We start from the raw sequence: 24452 nt of genomic DNA on the forward strand, positions 1-24452 counted from the left end.
CGGGGCGGGAGAAGCCCGATCGCGGTCAGAAATAATCTTCAGCGAAGGGACGCGCGCGCGATGAGGGCCGCAGCGGCTTGAGCTCTTCCTTCGGCACGTTCGGGATGATCGTGATGGTCCAGCGCGGAGGGCTCGATTCCTGCTCCAGCACCGAGCGTACGAAGCCAGTCACCGTCGACTCGCCGGACTTCACGGTCGCCATCCGGCCGTTGAACTGGGCGATGCGGAAGCGACGGACCTCCTTCTGGTCCGCAGTCTCATAGGTGAACATGGAAACCCTCCTGGTTTCCCGCGACTATCGCCACCTATGATTAGCCATCTCTAAAAATCACAAACCGTAGAAGTACGGCGGGTTTAGCCCGCGCTTTAAGCCTGCGGCTCCTGCGCGCGCGCGGCGGCGTAGGCGGCATCCATCCGGTCGACGAGATCGCGGAATTCGGTCTCGCCGAGGCTCTCCGCGGTCTTCTCCAGCCGCAGCGCCAGCGCCGCGAGCCTGACATAGCCGAACGTCCCGGCTGCGCTCTTCAGCGAATGGGCTTCGCGCGCGATCTTGGCGTGCTGCTGCGCCAGCGAGAGCGTCCGGAACAGCTGCAGGCGCGCGCGGGTCTCGCTCCAGAACACGGCGCGCACTTCCCCGGCGCCGTCCTCGCCGATCTCGCGCACCAGCGCCGCGTACGCGCCCGGCTCGCGCGCAGGCTCGAAATCGAAGGTTCCCTGCGCGGGTGCAACGGTCACGTCAAACATGGTCTCGCCCTGGTCACGGTTCGCTGGTCGCGCGGCGCATGCAGCGCGCGGCTTGCCCTCCGTGTCTACGGCATTTGAATTTCAGTTCCGGTAGCGGAACGGAAAATGTTTGCGGGTCGCCGTTAGCCGCAGATTTACCACGTGCCGCTCAGCGCTGGCCGAGCAATCGGTCGTACTGGGTCTTCACGGTGCTGTAGCACTCGCACGCCGTCTGGCGCAGGCCGTCCAGGTTCAGGATCTGGATGTGCCCGCGGCTGTAGTGGATGAAATTGGCATGCTGCAGGGTGTTGGCGACCAGCGACACGCTGTTGCGGCGCGCGCCGATCATCTGCGCCATCGCCTCCTGGGTCAGCAGCAGCCGGTAGTCGCCGGACAGATCATGGGTGTGCAACAGGCAGCGCGACAGCCGCGATTCCACCGGATGGGCGGCGTTGCAGCCCGCGGTCTGCTGCACCTGCGCATAGACCGCCAGCCCGTGGCGCGTCAGCAAGGTGCGCAGGGGCCCGCTCTGGTCGGCCGCGAAGCGCAGCCGGTCGAGATCCATCACGGATGCGGTGCCGGGGACCAGCACGATCGCCGTATTCAGTGCGCAGGCGTCGCCCATGGCCGAGAGCGCGCCGAGCACGCTGTCGCGGCCGATCATGGCGACCTGCACATGTTCGCCCTTGGCGAGCTTCACCACCAGCGAGATGACGCCGCGATGGGGAAAGTAGGCGCGCTTGAGCGTCTCGCCGGCCTCGACCAATACGGCCTCGTGCGGCAGCTCGATCGTGCGCAGGTACGGGCGGAGCAGTTCAAAATCGTCCGCCGACAGCGCGGATAGGAAACCATTGGAAGGGCGCACCATCGTTTCCAAAGCTGCCTCCCGTCTCCTGCATCGGTAAGTCGCGGCGAGCGAGATTGCTCCCGACACGGGTAAGTTCCATCATGTTCACGTCGGGATATATTGGCAATTGGGACAAGATGTCCGGGTGCAGCGATCGCGCCCGCGGTGCTGTGTTCACCGCAGCATGCAGATGACGGCACTTGTCTCGCGTCACTATGGCGCTCCGAGCAGGCGCGAATGTGACTTCTTCACCGCCGCATAGCAGTCGCAGGACGTCGCTTTCAGCGCGGGCAGATCGATGATTTCGATCTGTCCGCGGGTATAGCGAATGATGCCGGCCCGCTGCATCGCATGCGCGACCAGGGAAATGGCATTGCGCCGCACCCCCATCATCTGCGCCAGCGCCTCCTGCGTCAGCGGGAGGCTTGCGCTGTCGGACAGATCGCGGGCTCGCAGCAGCCAGCGCGCCAGCCGCGCCTCGACCGGATGCCGCGTATTGCAGAGCAACGATTGCTGCGCATGCGCAAGCAGGACCTGCTCATGACGCATGATCAGTCCTCGAAACCGGAGGCTTGCGGCGGCGATCGTCCGGCATGCCGCGATTTCCAGCGTGGAAGCAGTGCCGGGGAAGAGTACGACCGCGTCCGTCGGTGCGATGCCGTCGGCAAGCGCCGCGCCGCCGCCGATCACGCTGTCGCGTCCCAGCATCGCGACCTCGATGGTCTGTCCTTCGGACAAGCTCACCGAGATCGAAATGGAACCGCCGTGGGGGAAGTAGACGTGTCTCAGCGCAGCGCCGGCCTCGCCCAGGACAGATTCTCTGACCATTCCAACGGTCGCCAGATGGGGGCGCAGCCGATCGAAATCTGCGGCGTCGAGCATTTGCAGCAACTGATTGGGCGGGCGGCCGCTCGCGGTCATGCAGGATCAATCCCAATGCGTTCAAGCTACGATCGGAGCCGCGCCCAGTTGCACGGCGGATAAATCCTATTCTAGAGGTTGTGGAAGTGTCCATATACCCGTTAGGGGGCAGACACGCCGGCGCGTTTGCGACGGAAATATAGGTTGCGTGCTGATTCGCGCACGCGGCTGGCGTGCAATCCAATGTCGCCAGCCGGGAAGAACCGGCAGGGGGGCCTTGATGAGCCGGAAGCTTTCGGTCGGCGGCAGACATTGCGTTGCCAATGCCATCGGACGTCGGCGATCCGCGCAGCTTCCCTTGCCACCAACCTACATCACTCGTCAGCGATTGCTTCGCGCCATTCAGTGACGCCGCCACATATTTCGCGTCCGTCGTCGCCTTTTTCCTGACTCCGCCACCGGCGTTCGCAACCGTCAATATTTCGATCCAAACCAGAGGAGAACGGTGTGCCCCACGGTTCAATTCTTGAATCGCCGAAACGGGAAATCCAAACGGGGACAGAAAGTCTGCGCCATATTCTCGTTGTCGACGACGACCCGATGGTGTGCATGGCCATCGAGGTCTATCTCCAGCGAAACCATTTTCGGGTGACGATTGCCGACGGAGGTGAAGCAGGGCTGCGGGCTCTCGAACACGAACAGTTCGATCTGATGATCATCGACATCTTCATGCCGCACATGCGCGGCTTCGAATCGATCAGGGTCTTCCACGAGCGCGCGCCCGCCATTCCGCTGATCGCGATGTCCGGCTACGCTTTCGCCAATCTGAATTCACCGGCGCCCGATTTCCTCCGGATGGCGCTCGAGCTCGGCGCGGCACGCTGTCTGCGCAAGCCGTTCACGCCGCACGCGCTGCTCGCCGCCATCAACGATTGCCTCGCGGAGCACCGTCCCGACGACGTCGCCGCGGCCGCGCGCCTCGGTTAGCGCTGCACCGGTGGCATCGAGGGCGAGGTAAGCGTTCGTTTACTCTAAATGCGGATCCTGCGGCGTCCCGCCGGTCACGACGCGATGGCCACCTGAGCACGCGCGGCCGCGGGCGATTTCGCGCTCGCTGTGCCTATCGTCCTTCAAGAGCAGGACTTTTTCGCGCGCGTCGTCCCGCCTCTCCGGACATGTTTACCCGACGTTAATCGTCGTCACGCCGCGGCGCCGGTTTTGCCGAAAAGCGTTGCCACGTGCGGTCGAACCGCAAACTTCTCTTCAATATCCGTATTAGGACGGAGGATGAAATTAACGGGACCGTGAAAGGGGTTGTCTAACGATCTAAAGCGAAGACTTCCGCCAACTCCAGGCGCGGCGCAGGCGTCGAAGTCCAGCTCAGTAAGGCGTACCCCATGGATGATCTGTTGCGGGAGTTTTTGACGGAGACCAGCGAGAGCCTGGACACCGTCGACAATCAGCTGGTGAAGTTCGAGCAGGAGCCGAACAACGCCAAGATCCTGGATAACATCTTCCGCCTGGTCCACACCATCAAGGGCACGTGCGGCTTCCTCGGCCTGCCGCGGCTCGAAGCGCTGGCGCATGCCGGCGAGACGCTGATGGGCAAATTCCGCGACGGCATGCCGGTGACCGCCGAAGCGGTGACGGTGATCCTGTCCTCAATCGACCGCATCAAGGAGATTCTGGCCGGGCTCGAGGCGACCGAAGCCGAGCCCGAGGGTAACGACCGCGACCTCATCGACAAGCTGGAAGCGATGGTCGAGCAGGGCATGGCCGCCATGGCGGCCGGTGCAGCTCCCGTTGCCGAAGCGCCGCCGCTGGCGCCGGAAGCACCAGTTGCCGCTGCGCCGGCAAAGGAGATGACCACGGGCTCGCTGATCGAGCAGACCCTGGAGCGCCCGCTGCGCCCCGGCGAAGTCTCGCTCGACGAGCTCGAGCGCGCCTTCCGCGAGACCGCGATCGAAGCGCCGGTCCCTGCGCCCGTCGCCAAGGCGGAGCCCGCACCCGCTGCTGAAGCGCCGGCCCCTGCCGCGAAGGAAGCCGCCAAGCCCGCCAAGGAAAAAGCCGCGCCGAAGAAGTCGATGGCCGACGAGACCGCGAGCGAGGGCGACCGCATCGCCAACCAGTCGATCCGCGTCAACGTGGATACGCTGGAGCATCTGATGACCATGGTCTCCGAGCTGGTGCTGACCCGCAACCAGCTGCTGGAGATCTCAAGGCGCAACGAGGACACCGAGTTCAAGGTGCCGTTGCAGCGCCTCTCCAACGTCACCGCCGAGCTGCAGGAAGGCGTCATGAAGACGCGCATGCAGCCGATCGGCAATGCCTGGCAGAAGCTGCCCCGCATCGTCCGCGACCTCTCGAGCGAACTCGGCAAGCAGATCGAGCTGGAGATGCACGGCGCCGACACCGAGCTCGACCGCCAGGTGCTCGACCTGATCAAGGACCCGCTCACCCACATGGTGCGCAACTCCGCCGATCATGGTCTTGAGACCCCCGCCGAGCGTTTGGCGAGCGGCAAGGGCGAGCAGGGCACCATTCGCCTGTCCGCCTATCACGAGGGCGGCCACATCATCATCTGCATCGCCGACAATGGCCGCGGCCTCAACACCGAGAGGATCAAGGCCAAGGCGATCTCCTCAGGTCTCGTCACCGAGGCCGAGCTCGAGAAGATGAGCGAAGCCCAGATCCACAAGTTCATCTTCGCGCCGGGCTTCTCGACCGCCGCCGCCATCACCTCGGTCTCGGGCCGCGGCGTCGGCATGGACGTGGTGCGCACCAATATCGACCAGATCGGCGGCACCATCGACATCAAGTCGGTGGCGGGTGAAGGCTCGAGCGTCACCATCAAGATCCCGCTGACGCTCGCCATCGTCTCGGCGCTGATCGTGGAGGCCGCCGGCGATCGCTTCGCCATTCCGCAGCTCTCGGTGGTCGAGCTGGTCCGCGCCCGCGCCAACTCCGAGCACCGCATCGAGCGCATCAAGGACACGGCGGTCCTCAGGTTGCGCAACAAGCTCTTGCCGCTGATCCACCTCAAGAAGCTCCTCAAGATCGACGACGGCGCGGCCAGCGATCCCGAGAACGGCTTCATCGTGGTGACGCAGGTCGGCAGCCAGACCTTCGGCATCGTCGTCGACGGCGTGTTCCACACCGAAGAGATCGTGGTCAAGCCGATGTCCACGAAACTCCGTCACATCGACATGTTCTCCGGCAACACCATTTTGGGCGATGGCGCGGTCATCATGATCATCGATCCCAACGGCATTGCCAAGGCGCTCGGCGCCGCCGGCTCCTCGGCCCATGACATGGGCGACGAGAACGGCGCGCACCACATCGGCTCGGGCGAGCAGACCACCTCGCTGCTCGTCTTCCGCGCCGGCTCGTCGCAGCCCAAGGCGGTCCCGCTCGGCCTCGTCACGCGCCTGGAAGAGCTGCCGGCCGACAAGATCGAGTTCTCCAACGGCCGCTACATGGTGCAGTACCGCGAGCAGCTGATGCCGCTGGTGGCCATGGAAGGCGTCACCATTGCGAGCCAGGGCGCCCAGCCGATCCTGGTGTTCGCCGATGACGGCCGCTCCATGGGCCTCGTCGTCGACGAGATCATCGACATCGTCGAGGAACGGCTCAACATCGAGGTCGGCGGCTCCAGCCAGGGCATTCTGGGCTCGGCCGTGATCAAGGGCCAGGCCACCGAGGTGATCGACGTCGGCCACTTCCTGCCGATGGCGTTCGCCGACTGGTTCACCCGCAAGGAGATGAAGCCGTCGATGCACTCGCAGTCGGTGCTCTTGGTCGACGACTCCGCGTTCTTCCGCAACATGCTGGCGCCGGTGCTGAAGGCGGCCGGCTACCGCGTCCGCACCGCGCCGACCGCGCAGGAGGGCCTGGCTGCGCTGCGCGCGCAGAGCTTCGACGTGATCCTGACCGACATCGAGATGCCCGACATGAACGGGTTCGAGTTCGCCGAGACCATCCGCTCCGACAACAACCTCGCCGCGACGCCGATCATTGGCCTCTCGGCGCTGGTGTCGCCGGCGGCAATCGAGCGCGGCCGGCAGGCCGGCTTCCACGACTACGTCGCCAAGTTCGACCGTCCCGGTCTGATCGCGGCGCTGAAGGAGCAGACCGCAGGCGCCGCCGGCGCCTCCGAGCTGAGCCGGGCCGCGGCATAAGCAGGACAGGGATCAGGAGATACGCCTATGACCAAGAAGACCCAGTCCAGCGAAGGCGCCATGGTCGAGTACGTCACCGCGATGATCGGCGGCCAGCTGTTCGGCCTGCCGATCTCCCGCGTCCAGGACGTGTTCATGCCCGAGCGCGTCACCCGCGTGCCCTTGTCCTCGCGCGAGATCGCGGGCGTTCTGAACCTGCGCGGCCGCATCGTCACCGTGGTCGACATGCGCTCGCGTCTCGGCCTGCCCAGGGACGAGGACGGCAAGACCCCGATGGCGGTCGGCGTCGATTTGCGCGGTGAATCCTATGGCCTGCTGATCGACCAGATCGGCGAGGTGCTGCGCCTGCCCGAGGCCGGCATGGAGGAGAACCCCGTCAACCTCGATCCCCGCATGGCCAAGCTCGCCGGCGGCGTCCACCGTCTCGACGGCCAGCTCATGGTCGTGCTCGACGTCGATCGCGTCCTCGACCTCGAAACCAAAGTGCAAATGGCAGCGTAAGCCAACGAAAACATCGAAGCCGGAGAACCAAAATGAAAACGTGTTTGGTGGTCGATGATTCCAGCGTCGTACGCAAGATCGCGCGCCGGATCCTGGAAGGCCTCGAATTCGAGGTCACCGAGGCCGAGGATGGCTCGAAGGCGCTCGAGATCTGCCAGCGGCAGCTGCCCGACGCGGTGCTGCTCGACTGGAACATGCCGGTGATGGACGGCTTCGAGTTCATGGGCCACATGCGCCGCCTGCCCGGCGGCGACCAGCCCAAGGTGGTGTTCTGCACCACCGAGAACAACGTGGCTCATATCGCTCAGGCGCTCAGCGGCGGCGCCAACGAGTACATCATGAAGCCCTTCGACAAAGACATTATCGCCGACAAGTTCGCTGAAGTTGGTTTGATCCCGGTCGGACAAGCCATGGTCTGAGTGTGTCTGGCCCAAAGTGTTTGGGCCAGAGTGTTCCAGTACAGCTTTCTAAGAGGCCATCCGTGACCCCGACCGAGTACGAGTATCTGCGTAAGTTTCTGAAGGATAATTCCGGTCTCGACCTGTCCGCAGACAAGCAATATCTGATCGAAAGCCGCCTGCTGCCGCTCGCCCGCAAGGCGGGGCTCTCCGGCATCGCCGAGCTCGTGCAGAAGCTGCAAGCCGGCTCGCGCCAGCTGATCACCGACGTGGTCGAAGCCATGACCACCAACGAGACCTTCTTCTTCCGCGACAAGGTCCCGTTCGATCATTTCCGCGACCACATCATGCCGGAGATCATCAAGGCGCGCGCCGGCAAGCGCAGCGTAAGGATCTGGTGCGCCGCCGGCTCGACCGGGCAGGAGCCCTATTCGCTGGCGATGTGCCTGAAGGAGATGGGCGCCGCCCTCACCGGCTGGCGCGTCGAGATCATCGCCACCGACCTGTCGCAGGAAGTGCTGGAAAAGGCCAGGGCCGGCGTCTACAGCCAGTTCGAGGTGCAGCGCGGCCTGCCGATCCAGATGCTGGTGAAGTATTTCAAGCAGACCGGCGAGACCTGGCAGATCAATCCCGAATTGCGGGCGATGATCCAGCACCGGCAGCTCAACCTGCTGCACGATTTTGCCCAGCTCGGGACGTTCGACGTCATCTTCTGCCGCAACGTGCTGATCTATTTCGACCAGGACACCAAGATCAACATCTTCAACCGCCTGGCGCGCCAGATCGAGCCCGACGGCTTCCTGGTGCTCGGCGCGGCGGAAACCGTGGTCGGATTGACCGATACGTTCAGGCCGATTCCGGACCGGCGCGGCCTCTACAAGCCGAACGATCCGCGTGCGGCGGCTGCCAGGCCGGCTCTCGCCGGCGCGGCGCCGCGCATGGCGGTGATGGCAGGACGATAGGCATGGCCGAGGATGGCAAGGGCGCCGAACGCGTGACGTTCAGCCGTGGCTATGATGTCTGCATCATGGCCATCGACGGCACCTGGCGTCGCGACTGCAAGCTCAACGCCATTTCCGACACCGATGCCATCCTGACGGTTGAAGGCTCGATCCAGGGGTTGAACCTGAAGGAGTTCTTCCTGCTGCTGTCGTCGACCGGCCTTGCCTACCGCCGCTGCGAGCTGGTGCGGGTCAACGGCGCCGAAATGGACATCCAGTTCCTGCGCGGCAAGAACCGCAAGAAGCGCGGCGCGGCCGGCGGTCACGACGCGGCAGCCTGATCGGCACCTGGTGCCCAGCGCTTTCCGCCAGGTTGCTTTATATTTACTGAAACATCCGAATGAATTTGCCGCAGCGGCTTTACGGGGCCTAAGCGCGCGCCGTGTATCCATTGCCCGTCTCAATCTCAGGATCCGGCAATGCCCAGAAGTTCCCTCTCCTCCGTCACATCGAACCTGCCCGACGTCGCCGAGCGGCGTGCGCTTCAGCTCCTGGTCGTCGACGACGACGCCACGCAGCGCAGCCTGATCACCGTCGCCGCCAAGCAGGCCGGCCACGAGGTCACGGTGGCGCCATCGGTGGCGGAGGCGATCGAGAAGCTTCGCGCCGCGCGCTTCGACTGCGTGACGCTGGATCTCGTGCTGGAGGATGGCGACGGCATCGACGTGCTGCGCGAGATGGCCGAGGCGAAGTTCGCCGGCGCGGTGATCGTCATCAGCGGCATGGACGGCAAGCGCCGCAGCGCCGCCCGCAGCTTTGCCCGTTCGGTCGGGATCGAGCTCCAGAGCCTGCCGAAGCCGCTCGATCTGGCGGCCCTGCGCATCAGCCTCGCCAATCTCGGCAAGACCGCGATGGGCCTGCCGGCGATTCACACCTGGGGCGGTGTCGCGACCGACGCAATCGTGGAGCGGCATCGCGCCTGACGCGCGGGCCTGCCATGCGGTGGTCGCGGCGCGCGCGATTGCGGCCTACGCAGGACCGTCCGATGCCGACAGCTGCTGCAGGGCGTGGTCGAGCTCCGCCCGGCAGGCGTTGAGAGCGGCGCCTGCCGTGGCAAAACGGGGCGTGACGTCGTCGAGCACGAAGATCTCGCTGGAACCCGCGGTAGCGCTGTCGTCCTCCGGCTCCATGTCCTCCACGGTCATGGCCGCGTCGATCAGACGCATACTGAGGTCGATGCGCGCGATCAGAGAGCGAAGTTCGGCTGCGATCAACTGACGGCTGTCGGTGTCGGCCATCGCAGCGAGCGGGGGTGTGCCTGCGTAATTTAGCATGGATATTCTCCGTCTCCCGCAATAAGGCACCCAGCCGCTACTTGTGCGTTAAGTCCATGTCCCGTACAAATACGGGTGGGCCGAATCCGCGCCGAACGCCATAACGGGAGGCGCGGACGCGAGTCCTTCATGCCAACTGGATGTGGCACATGGCCGAACAAAGCTCTCGCGGTGAAATCTTCGTAGTCGACGACGACCCTGCCGTTCGCGACACCTTGTCGATGGTGTTGAAGGCGGCGGGCTATGAGGTGATCTGTTTTGCGGACGGCGCAGCGCTGCTGTCCGTTGCGCGAAACCGCACACCGGCTGCGATCCTGCTCGACGTGCACATTCCCGGAAAGTCGGGTCTCGACATTCTGAAGGAGTTGCACGGCGAGGATTATCCGGCGCCGATCTTCATGATCTCCGGGCAGGGCGACATCACGATGGCGGTGAGCGCCATCAAGAACGGGGCGCTCGACTTCATCGAGAAGCCGTTCCGCGGCAGCGAGATCGTCGGCCGTCTCGACGAGGCGATCGGTGCCTATGCACGCCGGCAGGCAGAGAATGCGGCGCCGAAATTCGGTTCGCTGCATTTCCCCGGGCGCGAGCCGTTGACGCGCAGGGAACGCGAGGTGCTCGAGCAGTTCGCCTCCGGTGCCTCCAACAAGGAAGCCGGCCGTACCCTCGGCATCAGCCCGCGCACCATCGAGGATCACCGCGCCAACATCATGAAGAAGCTCGGTGCGCGCAATGCCGCCGACCTGATCCGCATCGTGATGACCGCGGCCCAGCGCGCGTCGTAAGGCTATCAGTGACGCTTCGTAGCCCGGATGGAGCGCAGCGAAATCCGGGGCCGCTGCGTCCGTGGATGAGCTTGTCCCGGATTACGCTGCGCTTCATCCGGGCTACGGGGTATCACCTCACCCGTTGAGCGCCTTGCGGATGATCCGCGCCAGATCCGACTTGCGATAGGGCTTTGCCAGCAGCAGGACGCCGGAATCCAGCCGGCCGTGATGGATGATCGCGTTCTCGGTATAGCCTGACGTGTAGACCACCTTGAGATCGGGGCGCGTCTTCGTCAATTCGTCGGCGAGCTGCCGCCCGTTCATCTTGCCGGGCATGATGACGTCGGTGAACAGCAGGTCGAACGGCTTTCCGGTGGCGACGATCGCGAGCGCCTCCGCGGCGTTCGCAGCCTGCAGGGTGACGTAGCCCAGCGCGTGCAGTTGCGCCAGCACGTAGTCGCGCACCAGACGGTCGTCCTCGACCACCAGGATCGTCTCGTGTCCACCCTCGATCGCCGCGGGCGTCACGCCGTCGCCGACCGCCGTCGCGGTCTTGCCCGGCGGCAGGTACATCTTGATCGTGGTGCCGTGGCCTTCCTCGCTGTAGATCTTGATGTGTCCGGCAGACTGCTTGATGAAGCCGTAGACCATGGAAAGCCCGAGCCCGGTGCCCTTGCCCGGTCCCTTCGAGGTGAAGAAGGGATCGAACACCCGCGCCAGCATGTTCGCCGGAATGCCGGTGCCGGTATCGCTCACGGCGATCAGCACGTAGTGGCCGGGCCTGATATCGTTGACGCTGGCATAGACCTCGTCGAGATAGGCGGTGCCCGTCTCCACGATCAGCTTGCCGCCGCCGGGCATGGCATCGCGGGCATTGAGCGCGAGGTTGAGGATCGCGGTGGTGAGCTGGTTGGGATCGACGATCGCCACGCAGCTCTCGTCCTCGAACACCGATTCGATCTGGATCTGCTCGCCCAGCGTCGGCCGCAGCAGCTTTGCGGTGTCGATAATCAGCGAGTTGATGTCGATCTCGCGCGGCTGCAGCGGCTGCTTGCGCGCAAACGCAAGCAGGTGCTGGGTCAGCTCGGCGCCGCGTCCGGCCGCCTCGTCGATCATCCTGGTGATCGCCGCGAGCTCGGGTTCCTTGGCCACCGCATCGCCGAGGATTTCGATCGTCCCGGTGATCACGGTGAGGATGTTGTTGAAGTCGTGCGCCACGCCGCCGGTGAGCTGGCCGACGGCCTCCATCTTCTCGGCGTGGCGGATGCGCTCCTCGGACGCGATCTTGTCGGTGAGGTCGCGGTAGAAGACGTTGAACAGGATGCCTTCGCGACGCTTCAGTGCGGTGACGCTCAGCTCGGCCCTGAATTCCTTGCCGTCGCGGCGGCAGCACATCAGCTCGCGGCGGCGGTTGAGCATCTGGCCGTCCCTGGAATCGAGGAAGTGAGCAAGGCCTTCCCTGACCCTGTCACGTTCGCTGGGAGCGACGATGAGGTCGATCGAGCTCCGGCCCAGCGCTTCGTCGCGGCGCCAGCCGAACAGCTCTTCGGCCCGCGAGCTCCAGTTCAGGATGATGGCGCGCTCGTCGGTCTGGACGAAGGCGTCGAGCGCGGTCTCGACGATGTTGCGCGCGAGCTGCTCGCTCTCGCGCTGGGATTCATCCGCCAGCCTCGCCTCGGTCATGTCGCGGCCGACGAAGAAGAAGCGCTTGGCCTTCTCGGACCAGTTGCCGAGCCAGGACAGCCAGACCTCACGCCTGTCCTTGTGGAAGCAGCGGGTGTCGGCAAGCTTCGGGTGCTCGCCGCGCCTGAGCGCGCGCATCTCCTCCTGGGATCGCTCAAGATGCGAGGGGTGGATGAAATCCACGCCGCTGCGGCCGATCATCTCGTCGGGCCGGTAGCCGAGAATGGCCTCGCAACTCGGGCTGATCTGCACGACATGGCCCCCCGGGTCCATGATCATGATCAGGTCCTGCGAGGCGTCGAAAAGCTGTCGCCGCTCCTCGAGCTGCTGTTGCAGCGCCCGCTCGGCGCGCCGCGCCTCGGTGAGGCTGCGCGCGGCTCCGGAGGCGCCGACGATTTCGCCCGACGGTCCCTTGATCGGCGAGAGGCTGAGCGAGATTTCGACCGGCGTGCCGTCCTTGCGCAGCCGTATCGTTTCGAAGCGTTCGATCGGCTCGCCCCGGGCTATCCGTCGCAGATAGTCCTTGCCCTGCTCGCGGCGGTCGGGCGGCACGATGATCGCAGTGGATTGTCCGATCGCCTCGCTCGCCGCATAGCCATAGAGACGTTCGGCGGCGGGATTCCAGCCCGTGATGACGGCATCGAGCGACTGCATCACGATCGCGTCGTCGGATGATTCGACGGCAGCGCTGAACAATTGCTCGCGGGCCGCATGATGGCTTCGTGCCGCCTCGGTGCGGCGATGCTCCCGGACCTCGCGTTCGAGCGCGGCCGTCTTCGCCTGCGTCTCCTCGACCATCCGGGCAAAAGCCCGCGCCAGCACGCCGGTCTCCCCGCTCGCATCGACGGGAATGTCTGCGGGCCGCCCGCTGCCGATTGCTTCCACGGCCGCGGTCAGGCGCCCAATCGGACGGGTCAAGGAGCGCGCCACCAGCACCGCGAGCAAGGCTGCGCCGAGCACGGCAAGTATGCCGACGAGAAGGGATGTCTTTTGAATGGCGGCCGGCACGCGACCGAAGACGGACGGGGGAACGGTCACGATGATGGCGACCCATTCCTTGCCCGCGAGCAGCGCCGGCGCGATCGCCGCGCCGCTCGGCCGGCCCGACTCGTCGGTTGTGAGCCGCGTGGCGACGTCCGGCGTGCCAGCCAGCCCCGAGAAGAACGGAAAGTCTTTGCGCCAATCGGCAGGATGGCCGCGCAACGAGCCGAATTCCTGCGTGCGGTCGGGATGGACGAGATAGTCGCCGCGCGAATTCACGACGTATATCTCTCCTCCCGGACTCCTGGTCGAGCGGACGCGGTCGAGCGCCGGACGCATGTCGATATTGGCGATGACGATCCCGAACGGCTTGCCGCCCGACGTGAACAGGGGCATCGCGACGCGAAGAGTCGGAATGTGGAGGCCCGTCGTGCCGCCCTGGCGGGTGGCAAGATCGATGGGCGAGACATAGATCTCGCCGGGTGCCAGCCGTATCGTTTCCTGAAAATAGGTTCGCTCGCTCTTGTGCTCCAGTTCGTTGTCGGGGACGATCCGTACCGTTCCATTCGGGCCGGAGCGATCGACGCGCACCAGCTCGCGCTGGTTATCGTCGAGACCGATGATGCGAAACTGCGCATAGCTGGGCTTGGCCTCGATCTCGGCTACGAGCCGCGCCGCGATGCGCTCGCGCCAGGTCTGCTCTGAAACGCCGTCGGAAGCGTCAATGCCTCCACCGAGGTGAGCGCGGATCAGTCCGTTGATGGCTGCGGCGGAGCGATAGCCGGTCAAATCGCCGCGAGCGCCGGCAACGTAGGATTCGAGATTGGTGGCCAGCAGGCGCGACTGGGCCTCGACCCGCTCCAGGACTCGCGGAATGACCGCTTGTGTGGTGTTGCGATAGCCCAGCCAGCCGACGGCGGCCACGGTCACCGCCACCAGCAGGATCATCGCGATGGCCAGCCGCGTTGCGAGCGTCATGCGGATGTTCGCAGGACTTGCCGGACGGCCGCGCCTGCTCCGATCCGGTGCAGAGAGGAGGGGCTCGTCATCGGCGGCCGGATTTGACATCGGATTCTTCCGGCTCGCTCGCCTTCAGGCAGCCGTCGACCGCCGCGAGCAGCGCGTCGGGCCGGAACGGTTTCTGAAGGCTCGCCACCGCGCCGAGCTTGGTCGCCATTTTCAGGAAATCCGGTTCCGCATAGGCGTCCGGCGTGATCGAGCGCCCGGAAATGACGATGATCGGAATGGCGGGGGCCAGCGCCCGGATGTGGCGCATCGTCTCCAGCCCGTCCATGCCGGGCATGAAGATGTCGAGAAACAGCAGGTCGAACGGGCTGGCCTCGAACAGCGCAAGTCCCTTGTGGCCATCGCCGGCGACCGTGACGTGATGGCCGGCCCTTTCCAGAAGCAGCCGGATGGTGATCTGCACGGCCGGGTCGTCATCCACGATCAGGATGTTGGCCACGTCAAGAATCCTCCGGGTCGCATGGCACGTTCCCGCGACCTCCAATCAAAGCAACAAATGCGAAATTGTTGCGCGGATTCTGGCTGCGCCGCAAGCGCCTCGCGTCTGCCGCGATTGCCTTTCGCTGGCGCGCCGGGAGCCAAATGCCTTCGAGCACCATACGCACTCTTGCGTGCATATGAGTTCAAATTTCGGTTCCGAATGCAGTAACCCATTTCAAAAACGAGAGATATTACTCTCGCCGTAGTTGTACGTAACCTCGGCCTTCACGATGGATTAAAGGCCGTGGGCTACAATCTCCGATAGTTTCCGAACGTATTTCGCGCATTTCATTTCCGCATTCTGGCAACCGACGAAGCCGTCTCCCCCAACCGGCATCAGCACGAGACCTCTCATGTTCAAATCGATCGCGAATACCGGAATTCGCACCCGGCTGCTCGGCGGCTTTGCGTTGATCTGTGGCCTGCTCGCGGCGACCGTGATCTACACCGTTGCCGCCGTCTCGGACATTTCGTCGCGGATCAGGGAGGTCGTGGACCAGCGTGCGCCGGTCGCGATCGCCAGCACGGAGCTCGTCGGCAATCTCTATTCCACGCTTTCGACGCTGCGCGGCTATCTGCTGACGGGCGATGCGCAGGGCAAGCGCGACCGGGCCGCCGTCTGGGCCGAGCTGGACCGCACGGCCGCCGCGGTCGACCGCATGGCGGAGGGCTTTTCCAATCCGCAGAACAAGACCAACTGGAGCGAAGCCAGGGCGCTGATGGCGGAATTCCGCCAGGCCCAGGACAAGGCCGAGCTCGCTGCCTTCACCCCATCGGCCTATCCGGCGAGCGAGCTCCTGGCGAAGGAGGCCGCGCCGCTGATCGCGACCATGTTCGCCGAGATCACCGCGATGATCGACGAGGAGGAGACGCTGGAGGCGACGCCGCAGCGCAAGCGTCTGCTCAAGACCTTTGCCGACGTGCGCGGCAATCTCGCCGCCGCGGGATCGCAATTGCGCCTGTACGTGGCCTCGGGCGAGGCTGCCGATCGTGACAAGTTCGAAAAGCCGGTGGCAACCTTCAGGGCCGCGCTCGCATCGGTCGGCACCCAGACGGATCTGCTCACCGAACGGCAAGCGACCGCTTACCGGGCCATCGTCAAAGCGAACGAGGCCTTCACCCCGCTGCCGCAGAAGATCTTCGCGATCCGCCAGACGCCGCAATGGAACACGCCGGTCTTCATCCTGTCCACCGAGGCCGCGCCGCGCGCCGCCCGCATTCTCGATCTGCTCGACGGCCGCAAGGACGCCGAAGGCAAGCGCTCGGGCGGGCTCAAGAGCGACCAGCAGTCGAAGCTCGCCGACGAGGCCCGCAATGTGGCCGACGCGGTCGAGCGGTTGCTGCTGCTGCAATGGATCCTGCTCGCCGCGGGCCTTGCGCTCGCCACAGTGATTGCGATCCTGGTTGCGCGCTCCATCACCCGTCCGATCGTCGAGCTGGTGGGCGATTCCGCGCGCCTGTCCGGCGGCGACACCAGTGTCGAATTCAGGACCGCCGAGCGCGGCGACGAGATCGGCGTGGTCTCCCAGGCGGTGGCCAAATTCCGCGACAACGTCATCGCCCAGCAGCAGGCGGCGGCGTCTCTCTCGCACGAGGCCGGGGCGCGCGAGGCGGCCAACCGCAACATGGAGGACGCGGTCGAGGAATTTCGCGGGACCTCGCGCGACCTTCTCGCGCTGGTCGGCGAGAATGCGGGCACAATGCGGCAGACCGCGGAGAGCCTCGGCGGCATCGCCAATCATGCGACGAGCCAGGCCGCGTCCGCAGCGACCGCCTCCGAACAGACCGCGGTCAACGTCCAGACCGTCGCCGCCGCAGCCGAGCAGCTCGCGAGCTCCATCGTCGAGATCGGCCGGCAGATCGAACTGTCCAACAAGACCGTGCGCTCCGCGGGCGAGGTGACCGCACGCTCGGAGCGCGAGATCGAGGGGCTCGCTCACGCCGCGCAGAGCATCAGCTCGGTGGTCGATTTGATCCAGGCGATCGCGGCCCAGACCAATCTGCTGGCGCTCAACGCCACCATCGAGGCCGCGCGCGCCGGCGAGGCGGGTCGCGGCTTTGCCGTGGTCGCGTCCGAGGTCAAGGCGCTGGCCGACCAGACCCGCAACGCGACGCAGGAGATCGCCCAGCACATTGCCGCGATCCAGGACTCGACCGGCAGCGCGGTCGCCTCCGTCAAGGAGGTTGCAACTGCCATGCGCCGGATCGACGAGGTGACCGCGGCGATTGCCAGCGCCGTGGAGGAGCAGGGCGCGGCGACGCGGGAGATCTCGCAGAACGTCCAGATGGCGGCATCGGGAACGCAGACGCTGGCAACCAGCATCGGCACCGTCTCCGGCGCCATTGCGGAAACCAACCGCTCGGCCGACGACGTGATGGGGGCGGCGAACCAGGTATCGGGGGCGGCCGAGCGTCTCGCTACCGAGGTCCAGGCCTTCTTCGTCAGGCTGCGCACCGGTCCGACGGAACGGCGCAGCGGTCGCGACGCGGCCTGATTCAATCCGTCAAATACTCCGGATGGTGGCTCCGGATCTTGTCGAGCTCGCTCAGCGTGCCCGACAGATGCTTGCGCAGATGCTGTTGCGCGGCATCGGCATCCGCCGCCTCGATCGCGCGCGTGATCAGCCGGTGGTGGCGCACGATGTTCTGCGCTTTGCCGGGTGAGGGCAGATGCAGCCGGCGCAGCCGGTCGATGTGTCCGCTGCGGCTGCGCACCAGCGCCCACAGATCCTGCTTGCCGGCGGCTGTGTAGAGCTGGGCATGGAAGTCGTTGTCGGCGGTCATGAAGGCCTCGAACTCGCCGGCTTTCGCGAACTGCTGCTGGAGTGCGATGGCGTGGTCGAGGCGGATGATCAGGGCCTCATCGTGCTGTTCGGCCAGCAGCCGCACGATCTCCAGCTCCAGCGCCTGGCGCAGGAAATGCGCCTGCTGGGCGCGGCTGATGTCGATCCGGCTGACCACGGTCGCATGCTGCGGAAATACGTCGACCAGGCCCTCTTCCTCCAGCCGCATGAGAGCGTCGCGCACCGGGGTCGAGCTGATTCCGAACTGGGCGGCGAGCTCGGCGCGCGACAGCGGGGCACCGGGCGGCAGCTCCAGCGCGATGATCGCATTGCGCAGCCGCTCGAACACCTGCGGCGCGGCCTGGCGGGCGCGGTCGAGCCGGGCGGGTCGTGACGCCGCGCGCGGCGCGGTATGGGCTGCTTCCATATGTCGGGTCCCGCGGGCTTGCCTTTGATGCACTAATATATTAGTGCATCAGCAGGGTCAACGCAGCACGACGCGCACCCGGAGGAAACACACAACAATGATCGAGCATCTTCGCAGCAAGCTTGCGGCCGCCGTTCTGACCGCCGCCGCACTTTTCGCGCCCGCGGCGCAGGCGCAGCAGAAATCCGAGATCGCGCTGTCGCGCCAGCCCGGCATTTTCTACATGCCGAGCCACATCATGGAGAAGCTGAAGCTGATCGAGAAGCACGCGGCGGCTCTCGGCGTTCCCGCCGTCACCACAAAATGGATCACCTTCTCCGGCGGCGGCGCGCAGACCGACGCGCTGCTCGCGGGCGGCGTCGACATCCTCAACACCGGCACCGGCAATCTTCTCTTGCTGTGGGATCGAACCCGCGGCGGCGTGAAGGGTATCGTCGCGACCTCGGCGCAGCCGATGACGCTGATCAGCCGCGACGCGAACATCAAGTCGATCAAGGATTTCGGCCCGAGCGACAAGATCGCGGTGCCGACCGTGAAAGTTTCGACGCAGGCGATCGTATTGCAGATCGCGGCTGCCGAGGCCTTCGGGGCCGACCAATGGTCCAAGCTCGATGCCAACACCGTGCAGCTCGGTCATCCCGACGCCTATGCGGCGCTCGCCAACCCCAAGCACGAGGTGCACAACCACTTCTCGATCCCGCCGTTCACGTTCCTGGAGCTCAAGAACGTGCCGGGCGCGCATGTCGTGCTGAATTCGCCTGACGTGATGGGCGGCCCGCTCAGCCAGGCGCAGTTCTTCACCACGACCAAATTCGCCGACGCCAATCCGAAGATCATCCAGGCCGTGCGCGACGCCACCAAGGAAGCGCAGGATCTGATCCGCAGCGACACGAAGCAGGCCGTCGAGATCTACAAGGAGATCACCGGCGACAAGACCTCGGTGGAGGAGCTGCTCGATCTGCTGAAGGAGCCCGGCATGATGGAGTGGAATCTCGAGCCGCAGGGCACGATGAAATTCGCGGCACATCTGTTCAAGACCGGCACGCTGAAGAACCAGCCCAAGGCCTGGACGGATTATTACCTCCCCGTCGCGCACGACCTGAAGGGCAACTGATGGCCCTGCTCGATGTCAGCGGCGTGACGCTGCGCTACAAGACCTCCAGCGCCGTCGTCACCGCCACGGAAAGGGTGAGCTTTACGGTCGACAAGTCTGATCGCTTCGTGCTGCTCGGGCCGTCCGGCTGCGGCAAGTCGACTTTGCTCAAGGCTGTCGGCGGCTACATGAGCCCGAGCGAGGGCCGCATGACGATCGGCGATCGTGAGATTCACGGCCCCGGCGCCGATCGCATGATGATCTTCCAGGAGTTCGATCAGCTCCTGCCCTGGAAGAGCGTGCTCGCCAACGTGATGTTTCCTCTGCTCACCGCGCGAAAATTGTCGCGCAAGGATGCCGAGGCGAAGGCGCGGGCCTATATCGAGAAGGTCGGTCTCACCCGTGTGGTCGACGCCTATCCGCACACGCTCTCCGGCGGCATGAAGCAGCGCGTCGCGATCGCGCGCGGCATGGCGATGGAGCCGGACATTTTGTTGATGGACGAGCCGTTCGCCGCGCTCGACGCGCTGACGCGCCGGACCTGCCAAGACGAGCTGCTCCAGCTCTGGAGCGAGACCAAATTCACCGTGCTGTTTGTGACGCATTCGATCGCGGAAGCGATCCGCATCGGCAACCGCATCCTGCTGCTGTCGCCGCATCCCGGCCGGGTCAAGGCCGAGGTGATCGATGTCGACAAGGTCTCGAACGAAGACGGCAGCGCCGGCCGGCTGGAGAAGGAGATTCATGATCTCCTGTTCGCCGGCGAAGCCACCGCGCATTGAAGGAGCCTCCGATGGGCGAAGCGAGAATATTGCTGCGTGACGCGCCTGTTGCCGCCACTGGCGCAGACGAGGTCGAGCGCAAGCTCAGCGTTGCCGAGCTGCTCTGGAACGACGGTTTTGTCCGCAAGACCGTCATCATCCTGTTCCTGGCGGCGGTCTGGGAAGCCTACGGCGTCACCCTCGACAACCCGCTGCTGTTTCCGACGCTGCACGATACGATCGCCACGCTCTACGACCGCGTCAAGGACGGCACCATTCCAACGCGCGCCTGGACGTCGCTGAAAGTGTTGTTCATGGGCTATTCGGCCGGCATCGTACTGGCCGCGATCTTCACGATCCTCGCCATCTCGACCCGCATCGGCACCGATTTCCTGGAGACGGTCACGGCGATGTTCAATCCCTTGCCGGCGATCGCGCTGTTGCCGCTGGCGCTGATCTGGTTCGGGCTCGGCAATGGCAGCCTCGTCTTCGTGCTGATCCATTCGGTGCTGTGGCCGGTCGCGCTCAACACCCATTCCGGCTTCAAGAGCGTGTCCAACACGCTGCGTATGGTCGGGCGCAATTACGGCCTGCGCGGGCTGCCTTACGTCGCCAAGATCCTGATCCCTGCGGCGTTCGGCTCGATCCTCACCGGCCTGAAGATCGGCTGGGCCTTTGCCTGGCGTACCTTGATCGCGGCCGAGCTGGTGTTCGGCGTGTCCTCGGGTCAGGGTGGACTCGGCTGGTTCATCTTCGAGAACCGCAATCTCCTGGACATACCTGCGGTCTTCGCAGGCCTCTTGACGGTGATCATCATCGGGCTCTTTGTCGAGAACCTGATCTTCCGCGCCATCGAGCGGAACACCGTCCAGAAATGGGGCACCCAATCATGACCAAGAAGAAAATCACGCCCGACCAGCTCCGCAGCGCGCGCTGGTTCGCGCCCGACGATCTCCGCTCGTTCGGCCATCGCTCCCGCACCATGCAGATGGGCTACGCGCCCGAGGAGTGGAAGGACCGCCCGATCATCGCGATCCTCAACACCTGGTCGGATGCGCAGCCCTGCCACATGCACTTCAAGTCGCGCGTCGACGACGTCAAGCGCGGCATCCTGATGGCGGGCGGCCTGCCGCTGGAATTGCCGGCGCTGTCGCTGTCGGAATCGCTGCTCAAGCCGACCACCATGCTCTATCGCAATCTGCTGGCGATGGACGCCGAGGAGCTGCTGCGCAGCCATCCCGTCGACGGCGTGGTGCTGATGGGCGGCTGCGACAAGACCACGCCGGCGCTGCTCCTCGGCGCGACCTCGATGAACATCCCGGCGATCTATCTGCCGGCCGGTCCCATGCTGCGCGGCAACTGGAAGGGCAAGACGCTCGGCTCCGGCTCGGATGGCTGGAAGTACTGGGACGAGCGCCGCGCCGGAAAAATCTCCGACAAGGACTGGCTCGACATCGAGGCCGGTATCGCCCGCAGCTACGGCACCTGCATGACCATGGGCACGGCCTCGACCATGACCGCGATCGCGGAAGCGATCGGCATGACGCTGCCGGGCGCCTCCTCGATTCCCGCCGCCGACGCCAACCACATCCGCATGGCCAGTGAATGCGGCCGCCGCATCGTCGAGATGGTGTGGGAGGATCTGACGCCGAAGGTGATCCAGACTCGCAAGGCGTTCGAGAACGCGATCGCGGTGGCGATGGCGATGGGCTGCTCGACCAATGCTATCATCCATCTGATCGCGCAGGCCCGCCGCGCCGGCCAGGACATCGGGCTCGACGATTTCGAGATCGCCAGCCGCAAGGTGCCCGTGATCGCCAACGTCCGCCCGAGCGGCGATGCCTATCTGATGGAGGACTTCTTCTATGCCGGCGGCCTGCCGGCGTTGATGGGCGAGATCAAGCAGCACCTGCATCTCGACTGCATCACCGTCACGGGAAAGACGGTGGGCGAGAACATCGACGGCGCCGAGGTTCACAATGCCGACGTGATCCGCTCGGTCGACAATCCCATCTACAAGGAAGGCGCGCTCGCGGTGCTCAAGGGCAATCTTGCGCCCGACGGCTGCGTCATCAAGCCCTCCGCCTGCGCGCCGCGCTTCCTCAAGCATACCGGCCCCGCGCTGGTGTTCGACGATTACCCCTCGATGAAGAAGGCGGTCGACGATCCCAATCTCGATGTCACCGAGGACCATATCCTGATCCTGCGCAATGCCGGGCCGCAGGGCGGGCCGGGCATGCCGGAATGGGGCATGCTGCCGATCCCGACCAAGCTCGTGATGCAGGGCGTGCGCGACATGGTGCGCATCTCGGACGCGCGCATGAGCGGCACCAGCTACGGCGCCTGCATCCTGCACGTCTCGCCGGAATCCTATATCGGCGGCCCGCTGGCGCTGGTGCAGAACGGCGACCGCATCACGCTGGACGTCGCCGCACGCACCATCAATCTCGACGTCCCCGAAGCCGAGCTCGCAAAGCGCCGCGCCGCCTGGAAGCAGCCCGAGCGCCGTTTCGAGCGTGGCTATGGCTGGATGTTCACAAAACACATCAAGCAGGCCAATGACGGCTGCGACTTCGACTTCCTCGATACCGACTTCGGCGCGCCGATCGGCGAGCCTTCGATTTATTGATTCACCGTCGTTCCGGGATGGTCCGAAGGACCAGACCCGGAACCTCGAGATTCCGGGTTCGATGCTTCGCATCGCCCCGGAATGACAGATGAGGATGCACAAAATGTCCAAACTTTCCGAAGCCACCCGCAACAAGCTCAAATCCGTCTCCACCGCCACCGTCGCCACCGCGCTGTTCAAGCGCGGCCTGCGCATCCAGATGATCCAGGATGTGCACCCCGTCGGCGCCGACCAGCCCACGATGGTCGGCGAAGCCTTCACGCTGCGCTACATGCCGGCGCGCGAGGACCTCAACACCATCGACGTCTTCAGGGACCGCTCGCATCCGCAGCGCAAGGCGGTCGAGGACTGTCCGCCGGGCGCGGTGCTGGTGATGGACAGCCGCAAGGACGCGCGCGCGGCCTCGGCCGGTGCGATCCTGGTGACGCGCTTGATGAAGCGCGGCGTTGCCGGCGTCGTCACCGACGGCGGCTTTCGTGACTCCGCCGAGATCGCCAGGCTCGGCATTCCCGCCTACCACCATCGCCCGTCGGCGCCGACCAACCTGACGCTGCACCAGGCGATCGAGATCAACGTCCCGATCGGCTGCGGCGATGCGCCGGTGTTCCCCGGCGACGTCATCCTCGGCGATGCCGACGGCGTGATCGTGATCCCCGCGCATCTCGCCGACGAGATCGCCAGCGAGACTTTCGAGATGACCGCGTTCGAGGATTTCGTCACCGAGGAGGTCGGCAAGGGCCGCGGCATTTTCGGTCTCTATCCGGCGACCGATCCGCAAACGCTCACCGATTTTGCGGCATGGCGGAAGAAGAACGGCCGCTAAGGCCGAGACGAACTCGCATCAAGACATGAGCCGGCGCATCAAGCGCCGGCCTTTTATCAAGCAGGGAGGACTTTTATGAATTTCACGCGACGCAATCTCATGGCCGGCGCCGGTGCGGCGGCGGCTTCGACGCTATTTGCCCGCGCCGCCGGCGCCCAGTCGTTCGTGTTCACGCCGAACCAGCGTTATCCCGATCCCGCCATCCAGATCCTCGATCCGAGCTTTGGAAAATACCGGCTCTATTCCTCGACGGTCGAGCAGGTCGCGACCGGCATGCGCTGGGCCGAAGGCCCCGCCTATTTCCCCGAGGGCGGTTATCTTCTGTTCTCCGACATTCCCAACAACCGGATCATGAAGTTCGACGAGAAGACGGGGCAGACCAGCGTGTTCCGCGCCGACGCCAATTACGCCAATGGCAATGCGCGCGACCGCCAGGGCCGGCTCGTCACCTGCGAGCACTCGGTCACGCGCCGCATCACCCGCACCGAGAAGGACGGCAAGATCACCGTGCTCGCCGACAAGTTCGAGGGCAAGCGGCTCAACGCGCCGAACGACATCGTAGTGAGGTCGGACGACAGCATCTGGTTCACCGATCCCTTGTTCGGCATCAACGGCGAATGGGAAGGCAAGAAGGAGAAGGCCGAGCAGGCCACCACCAACGTCTACCGCATCGCCAAGGACGGCAAGATCAGCGCCGTTCTCACCGACCTCGTCAATCCGAACGGCCTCGCCTTCTCGCCGGACGAGAAGAAGCTCTACGTCGTCGAGTGGAAGGGCACGCCCAACCGCAGCATCTGGAGCTACAATGTCGGCGACGATGGCTCGCTCAGCGGCAAGACCAAGCTGATCGACGCCGCCGACCAGGGCTCGCTCGACGGCTTTCGCGTCGACCGCGACGGCAATCTCTGGTGCGGCTGGGGCTCCAACGGCGCGCTGCAGGGCGAGCCGACCGACATCGGCGGCCGCAAGGTGTTTCAGCTCAGGGGCAAGTCCGAAGACCTCGACGGCGTGATGGTGTTCAATCCCGAAGGCAAGCCGCTCGCCTTCATCAAGCTGCCCGAGCGCTGCGCCAATCTCTGCTTCGGTGGTCCCAAGAACAACCGGCTCTATATGGCCAGCAGCCACTCGGTCTATGCGCTGTACGTGGAGGCGCACGGGGCGGTGTGAGCCCTTGCCTCTCCCCGCTTGCGGGGAGAGGCCGTAGCCCGGATGGAGC

Annotated in this window: 23 protein-coding genes; 15 read left to right on the forward strand and 8 right to left on the reverse strand. The window is 65.1% G+C overall.

The features are described from left to right. Positions 1–25: 25 nt before the first annotated feature. The 4 genes from QA649_RS02725 to QA649_RS02740 form a co-directional block, all read right to left on the reverse strand. Positions 26–271 carry a hypothetical protein gene (locus tag QA649_RS02725; RefSeq protein ID WP_283022852.1) on the reverse strand — a complete coding sequence of 82 codons (246 nt, stop codon included), beginning with the start codon at positions 269–271 and terminating at the stop codon, positions 26–28. A gap of 95 nt (positions 272–366) precedes the next feature. Next, a complete protein-coding gene (locus QA649_RS02730; RefSeq protein WP_283022853.1) occupies positions 367–744 on the reverse strand; it encodes an Hpt domain-containing protein in 378 nt (125 codons plus the stop codon). Between the two features lie 148 nt (positions 745–892). Then, positions 893–1591, reverse strand: a complete 699-nt coding sequence (locus QA649_RS02735) for a Crp/Fnr family transcriptional regulator (protein WP_283026238.1) — start codon at positions 1589–1591, stop codon at positions 893–895. A 192-nt stretch (positions 1592–1783) separates the two neighbouring features. Further along, positions 1784–2491: a Crp/Fnr family transcriptional regulator gene (locus tag QA649_RS02740; protein WP_283022854.1), complete on the reverse strand. Its 708-nt coding sequence runs from the start codon at positions 2489–2491 to the stop codon at positions 1784–1786. 507 nt (positions 2492–2998) lie between these two features. Here QA649_RS02740 and QA649_RS02745 point away from each other — a divergent pair. The 7 genes from QA649_RS02745 to QA649_RS02775 all read left to right on the forward strand — a co-directional run bounded on the left by QA649_RS02745 (position 2999) and on the right by QA649_RS02775 (position 9432). Further along, positions 2999–3418, forward strand: coding sequence for a response regulator (locus tag QA649_RS02745; protein ID WP_283026239.1), 420 nt, complete (start codon positions 2999–3001; stop codon positions 3416–3418). Positions 3419–3828: 410 nt separating this feature from the next. Continuing rightward, positions 3829–6609, forward strand: coding sequence for a hybrid sensor histidine kinase/response regulator (locus tag QA649_RS02750; protein ID WP_283022855.1), 2781 nt, complete (start codon positions 3829–3831; stop codon positions 6607–6609). 27 nt (positions 6610–6636) lie between these two features. Continuing rightward, positions 6637–7110 (forward strand): chemotaxis protein CheW, encoded by a 474-nt coding sequence (locus QA649_RS02755; RefSeq protein ID WP_283022856.1) that lies wholly within the window; start codon positions 6637–6639, stop codon positions 7108–7110. Between the two features lie 32 nt (positions 7111–7142). Further along, positions 7143–7529: a response regulator gene (locus QA649_RS02760; RefSeq protein WP_018321619.1), complete on the forward strand. Its 387-nt coding sequence runs from the start codon at positions 7143–7145 to the stop codon at positions 7527–7529. A 62-nt stretch (positions 7530–7591) separates the two neighbouring features. Next, positions 7592–8470, forward strand: a complete 879-nt coding sequence (locus QA649_RS02765) for a protein-glutamate O-methyltransferase CheR (RefSeq protein WP_283022857.1) — start codon at positions 7592–7594, stop codon at positions 8468–8470. 2 nt (positions 8471–8472) lie between these two features. Continuing rightward, positions 8473–8790 (forward strand): hypothetical protein, encoded by a 318-nt coding sequence (locus tag QA649_RS02770; protein WP_011083221.1) that lies wholly within the window; start codon positions 8473–8475, stop codon positions 8788–8790. A 138-nt stretch (positions 8791–8928) separates the two neighbouring features. Next, positions 8929–9432 (forward strand): response regulator, encoded by a 504-nt coding sequence (locus tag QA649_RS02775; protein WP_283022858.1) that lies wholly within the window; start codon positions 8929–8931, stop codon positions 9430–9432. A gap of 45 nt (positions 9433–9477) precedes the next feature. Here the strand turns inward: QA649_RS02775 and QA649_RS02780 are convergent, their stop codons facing one another. After that, the gene (locus QA649_RS02780) at positions 9478–9783 is read right to left on the reverse strand and encodes a hypothetical protein (RefSeq protein ID WP_283022859.1); all 306 of its coding nucleotides are present in this window, start codon (positions 9781–9783) and stop codon (positions 9478–9480) included. Between the two features lie 149 nt (positions 9784–9932). On the opposite strand from QA649_RS02780, the gene QA649_RS02785 reads away from it, so the two are divergent. After that, positions 9933–10568: a response regulator gene (locus tag QA649_RS02785; protein ID WP_283022860.1), complete on the forward strand. Its 636-nt coding sequence runs from the start codon at positions 9933–9935 to the stop codon at positions 10566–10568. A 117-nt stretch (positions 10569–10685) separates the two neighbouring features. Here QA649_RS02785 and QA649_RS02790 read toward each other — a convergent pair whose 3' ends face one another. Both QA649_RS02790 and QA649_RS02795 read right to left on the reverse strand, forming a co-directional pair. Beyond that, entirely contained in the window at positions 10686–14282 is a 3597-nt protein-coding gene (locus tag QA649_RS02790; protein WP_283022861.1) for a PAS domain S-box protein, read from the reverse strand. Beyond that, entirely contained in the window at positions 14260–14679 is a 420-nt protein-coding gene (locus QA649_RS02795; protein ID WP_283022862.1) for a response regulator, read from the reverse strand. Before QA649_RS02795 ends, QA649_RS02790 begins: the two co-directional genes overlap by 23 nt. Before the next feature lie 394 nt (positions 14680–15073). Here QA649_RS02795 and QA649_RS02800 point away from each other — a divergent pair, with 394 nt between their 5' ends. Then, a complete protein-coding gene (locus QA649_RS02800) occupies positions 15074–17215 on the forward strand; it encodes a methyl-accepting chemotaxis protein (protein ID WP_283022863.1) in 2142 nt (713 codons plus the stop codon). Position 17216: 1 nt separating this feature from the next. Here the strand turns inward: QA649_RS02800 and QA649_RS02805 are convergent, their stop codons facing one another. Continuing rightward, positions 17217–17930 carry a GntR family transcriptional regulator gene (locus QA649_RS02805; protein ID WP_283022864.1) on the reverse strand — a complete coding sequence of 238 codons (714 nt, stop codon included), beginning with the start codon at positions 17928–17930 and terminating at the stop codon, positions 17217–17219. Positions 17931–18027: 97 nt separating this feature from the next. On the opposite strand from QA649_RS02805, the gene QA649_RS02810 reads away from it, so the two are divergent. The 6 genes from QA649_RS02810 (at position 18028) to QA649_RS02835 (ending at position 24403) form a co-directional block, all read left to right on the forward strand. Next, on the forward strand, positions 18028–19044 hold the full coding sequence (locus tag QA649_RS02810; RefSeq protein ID WP_283022865.1) for an ABC transporter substrate-binding protein: 1017 nt from the start codon (positions 18028–18030) through the stop codon (positions 19042–19044). Continuing rightward, positions 19044–19805, forward strand: coding sequence for an ABC transporter ATP-binding protein (locus QA649_RS02815; RefSeq protein ID WP_283022866.1), 762 nt, complete (start codon positions 19044–19046; stop codon positions 19803–19805). The genes QA649_RS02810 and QA649_RS02815 overlap by 1 nt, the downstream gene beginning before the upstream one ends. Before the next feature lie 11 nt (positions 19806–19816). Next, entirely contained in the window at positions 19817–20677 is an 861-nt protein-coding gene (locus QA649_RS02820; protein WP_283022867.1) for an ABC transporter permease, read from the forward strand. Further along, positions 20674–22413 carry an L-arabinonate dehydratase gene (gene araD, locus QA649_RS02825; RefSeq protein WP_283022868.1) on the forward strand — a complete coding sequence of 580 codons (1740 nt, stop codon included), beginning with the start codon at positions 20674–20676 and terminating at the stop codon, positions 22411–22413. Before QA649_RS02820 ends, araD begins: the two co-directional genes overlap by 4 nt. Before the next feature lie 103 nt (positions 22414–22516). Then, positions 22517–23236: a ribonuclease activity regulator RraA gene (locus QA649_RS02830; protein WP_283022869.1), complete on the forward strand. Its 720-nt coding sequence runs from the start codon at positions 22517–22519 to the stop codon at positions 23234–23236. 75 nt (positions 23237–23311) lie between these two features. Beyond that, positions 23312–24403 (forward strand): SMP-30/gluconolactonase/LRE family protein, encoded by a 1092-nt coding sequence (locus QA649_RS02835; RefSeq protein WP_283022870.1) that lies wholly within the window; start codon positions 23312–23314, stop codon positions 24401–24403. Positions 24404–24452 lie beyond the last annotated feature (49 nt).

It is taken from the genome of Bradyrhizobium sp. CB1717 (assembly GCF_029714325.1).
Taxonomy (GTDB): Bacteria; Pseudomonadota; Alphaproteobacteria; order Rhizobiales; family Xanthobacteraceae; genus Bradyrhizobium.

Coding starts and splice junctions, on each gene's coding strand:
- QA649_RS02725 (WP_283022852.1), bottom strand. CDS start 271: ATGTTCACCTATGAGACTGCGGACCAGAAGGAGGTCCGTCGCTTCCGC.
- QA649_RS02730 (WP_283022853.1), bottom strand. CDS start 744: ATGTTTGACGTGACCGTTGCACCCGCGCAGGGAACCTTCGATTTCGAG.
- QA649_RS02735 (WP_283026238.1), bottom strand. CDS start 1,591: ATGGTGCGCCCTTCCAATGGTTTCCTATCCGCGCTGTCGGCGGACGAT.
- QA649_RS02740 (WP_283022854.1), bottom strand. CDS start 2,491: ATGACCGCGAGCGGCCGCCCGCCCAATCAGTTGCTGCAAATGCTCGAC.
- QA649_RS02750 (WP_283022855.1), top strand. CDS start 3,829: ATGGATGATCTGTTGCGGGAGTTTTTGACGGAGACCAGCGAGAGCCTG.
- QA649_RS02755 (WP_283022856.1), top strand. CDS start 6,637: ATGACCAAGAAGACCCAGTCCAGCGAAGGCGCCATGGTCGAGTACGTC.
- QA649_RS02760 (WP_018321619.1), top strand. CDS start 7,143: ATGAAAACGTGTTTGGTGGTCGATGATTCCAGCGTCGTACGCAAGATC.
- QA649_RS02770 (WP_011083221.1), top strand. CDS start 8,473: ATGGCCGAGGATGGCAAGGGCGCCGAACGCGTGACGTTCAGCCGTGGC.
- QA649_RS02775 (WP_283022858.1), top strand. CDS start 8,929: ATGCCCAGAAGTTCCCTCTCCTCCGTCACATCGAACCTGCCCGACGTC.
- QA649_RS02780 (WP_283022859.1), bottom strand. CDS start 9,783: ATGCTAAATTACGCAGGCACACCCCCGCTCGCTGCGATGGCCGACACC.
- QA649_RS02785 (WP_283022860.1), top strand. CDS start 9,933: ATGGCCGAACAAAGCTCTCGCGGTGAAATCTTCGTAGTCGACGACGAC.
- QA649_RS02790 (WP_283022861.1), bottom strand. CDS start 14,282: ATGTCAAATCCGGCCGCCGATGACGAGCCCCTCCTCTCTGCACCGGAT.
- QA649_RS02800 (WP_283022863.1), top strand. CDS start 15,074: ATGTTCAAATCGATCGCGAATACCGGAATTCGCACCCGGCTGCTCGGC.
- QA649_RS02805 (WP_283022864.1), bottom strand. CDS start 17,930: ATGGAAGCAGCCCATACCGCGCCGCGCGCGGCGTCACGACCCGCCCGG.
- QA649_RS02810 (WP_283022865.1), top strand. CDS start 18,028: ATGATCGAGCATCTTCGCAGCAAGCTTGCGGCCGCCGTTCTGACCGCC.
- QA649_RS02815 (WP_283022866.1), top strand. CDS start 19,044: ATGGCCCTGCTCGATGTCAGCGGCGTGACGCTGCGCTACAAGACCTCC.
- QA649_RS02820 (WP_283022867.1), top strand. CDS start 19,817: ATGGGCGAAGCGAGAATATTGCTGCGTGACGCGCCTGTTGCCGCCACT.
- araD (WP_283022868.1), top strand. CDS start 20,674: ATGACCAAGAAGAAAATCACGCCCGACCAGCTCCGCAGCGCGCGCTGG.
- QA649_RS02830 (WP_283022869.1), top strand. CDS start 22,517: ATGTCCAAACTTTCCGAAGCCACCCGCAACAAGCTCAAATCCGTCTCC.
- QA649_RS02835 (WP_283022870.1), top strand. CDS start 23,312: ATGAATTTCACGCGACGCAATCTCATGGCCGGCGCCGGTGCGGCGGCG.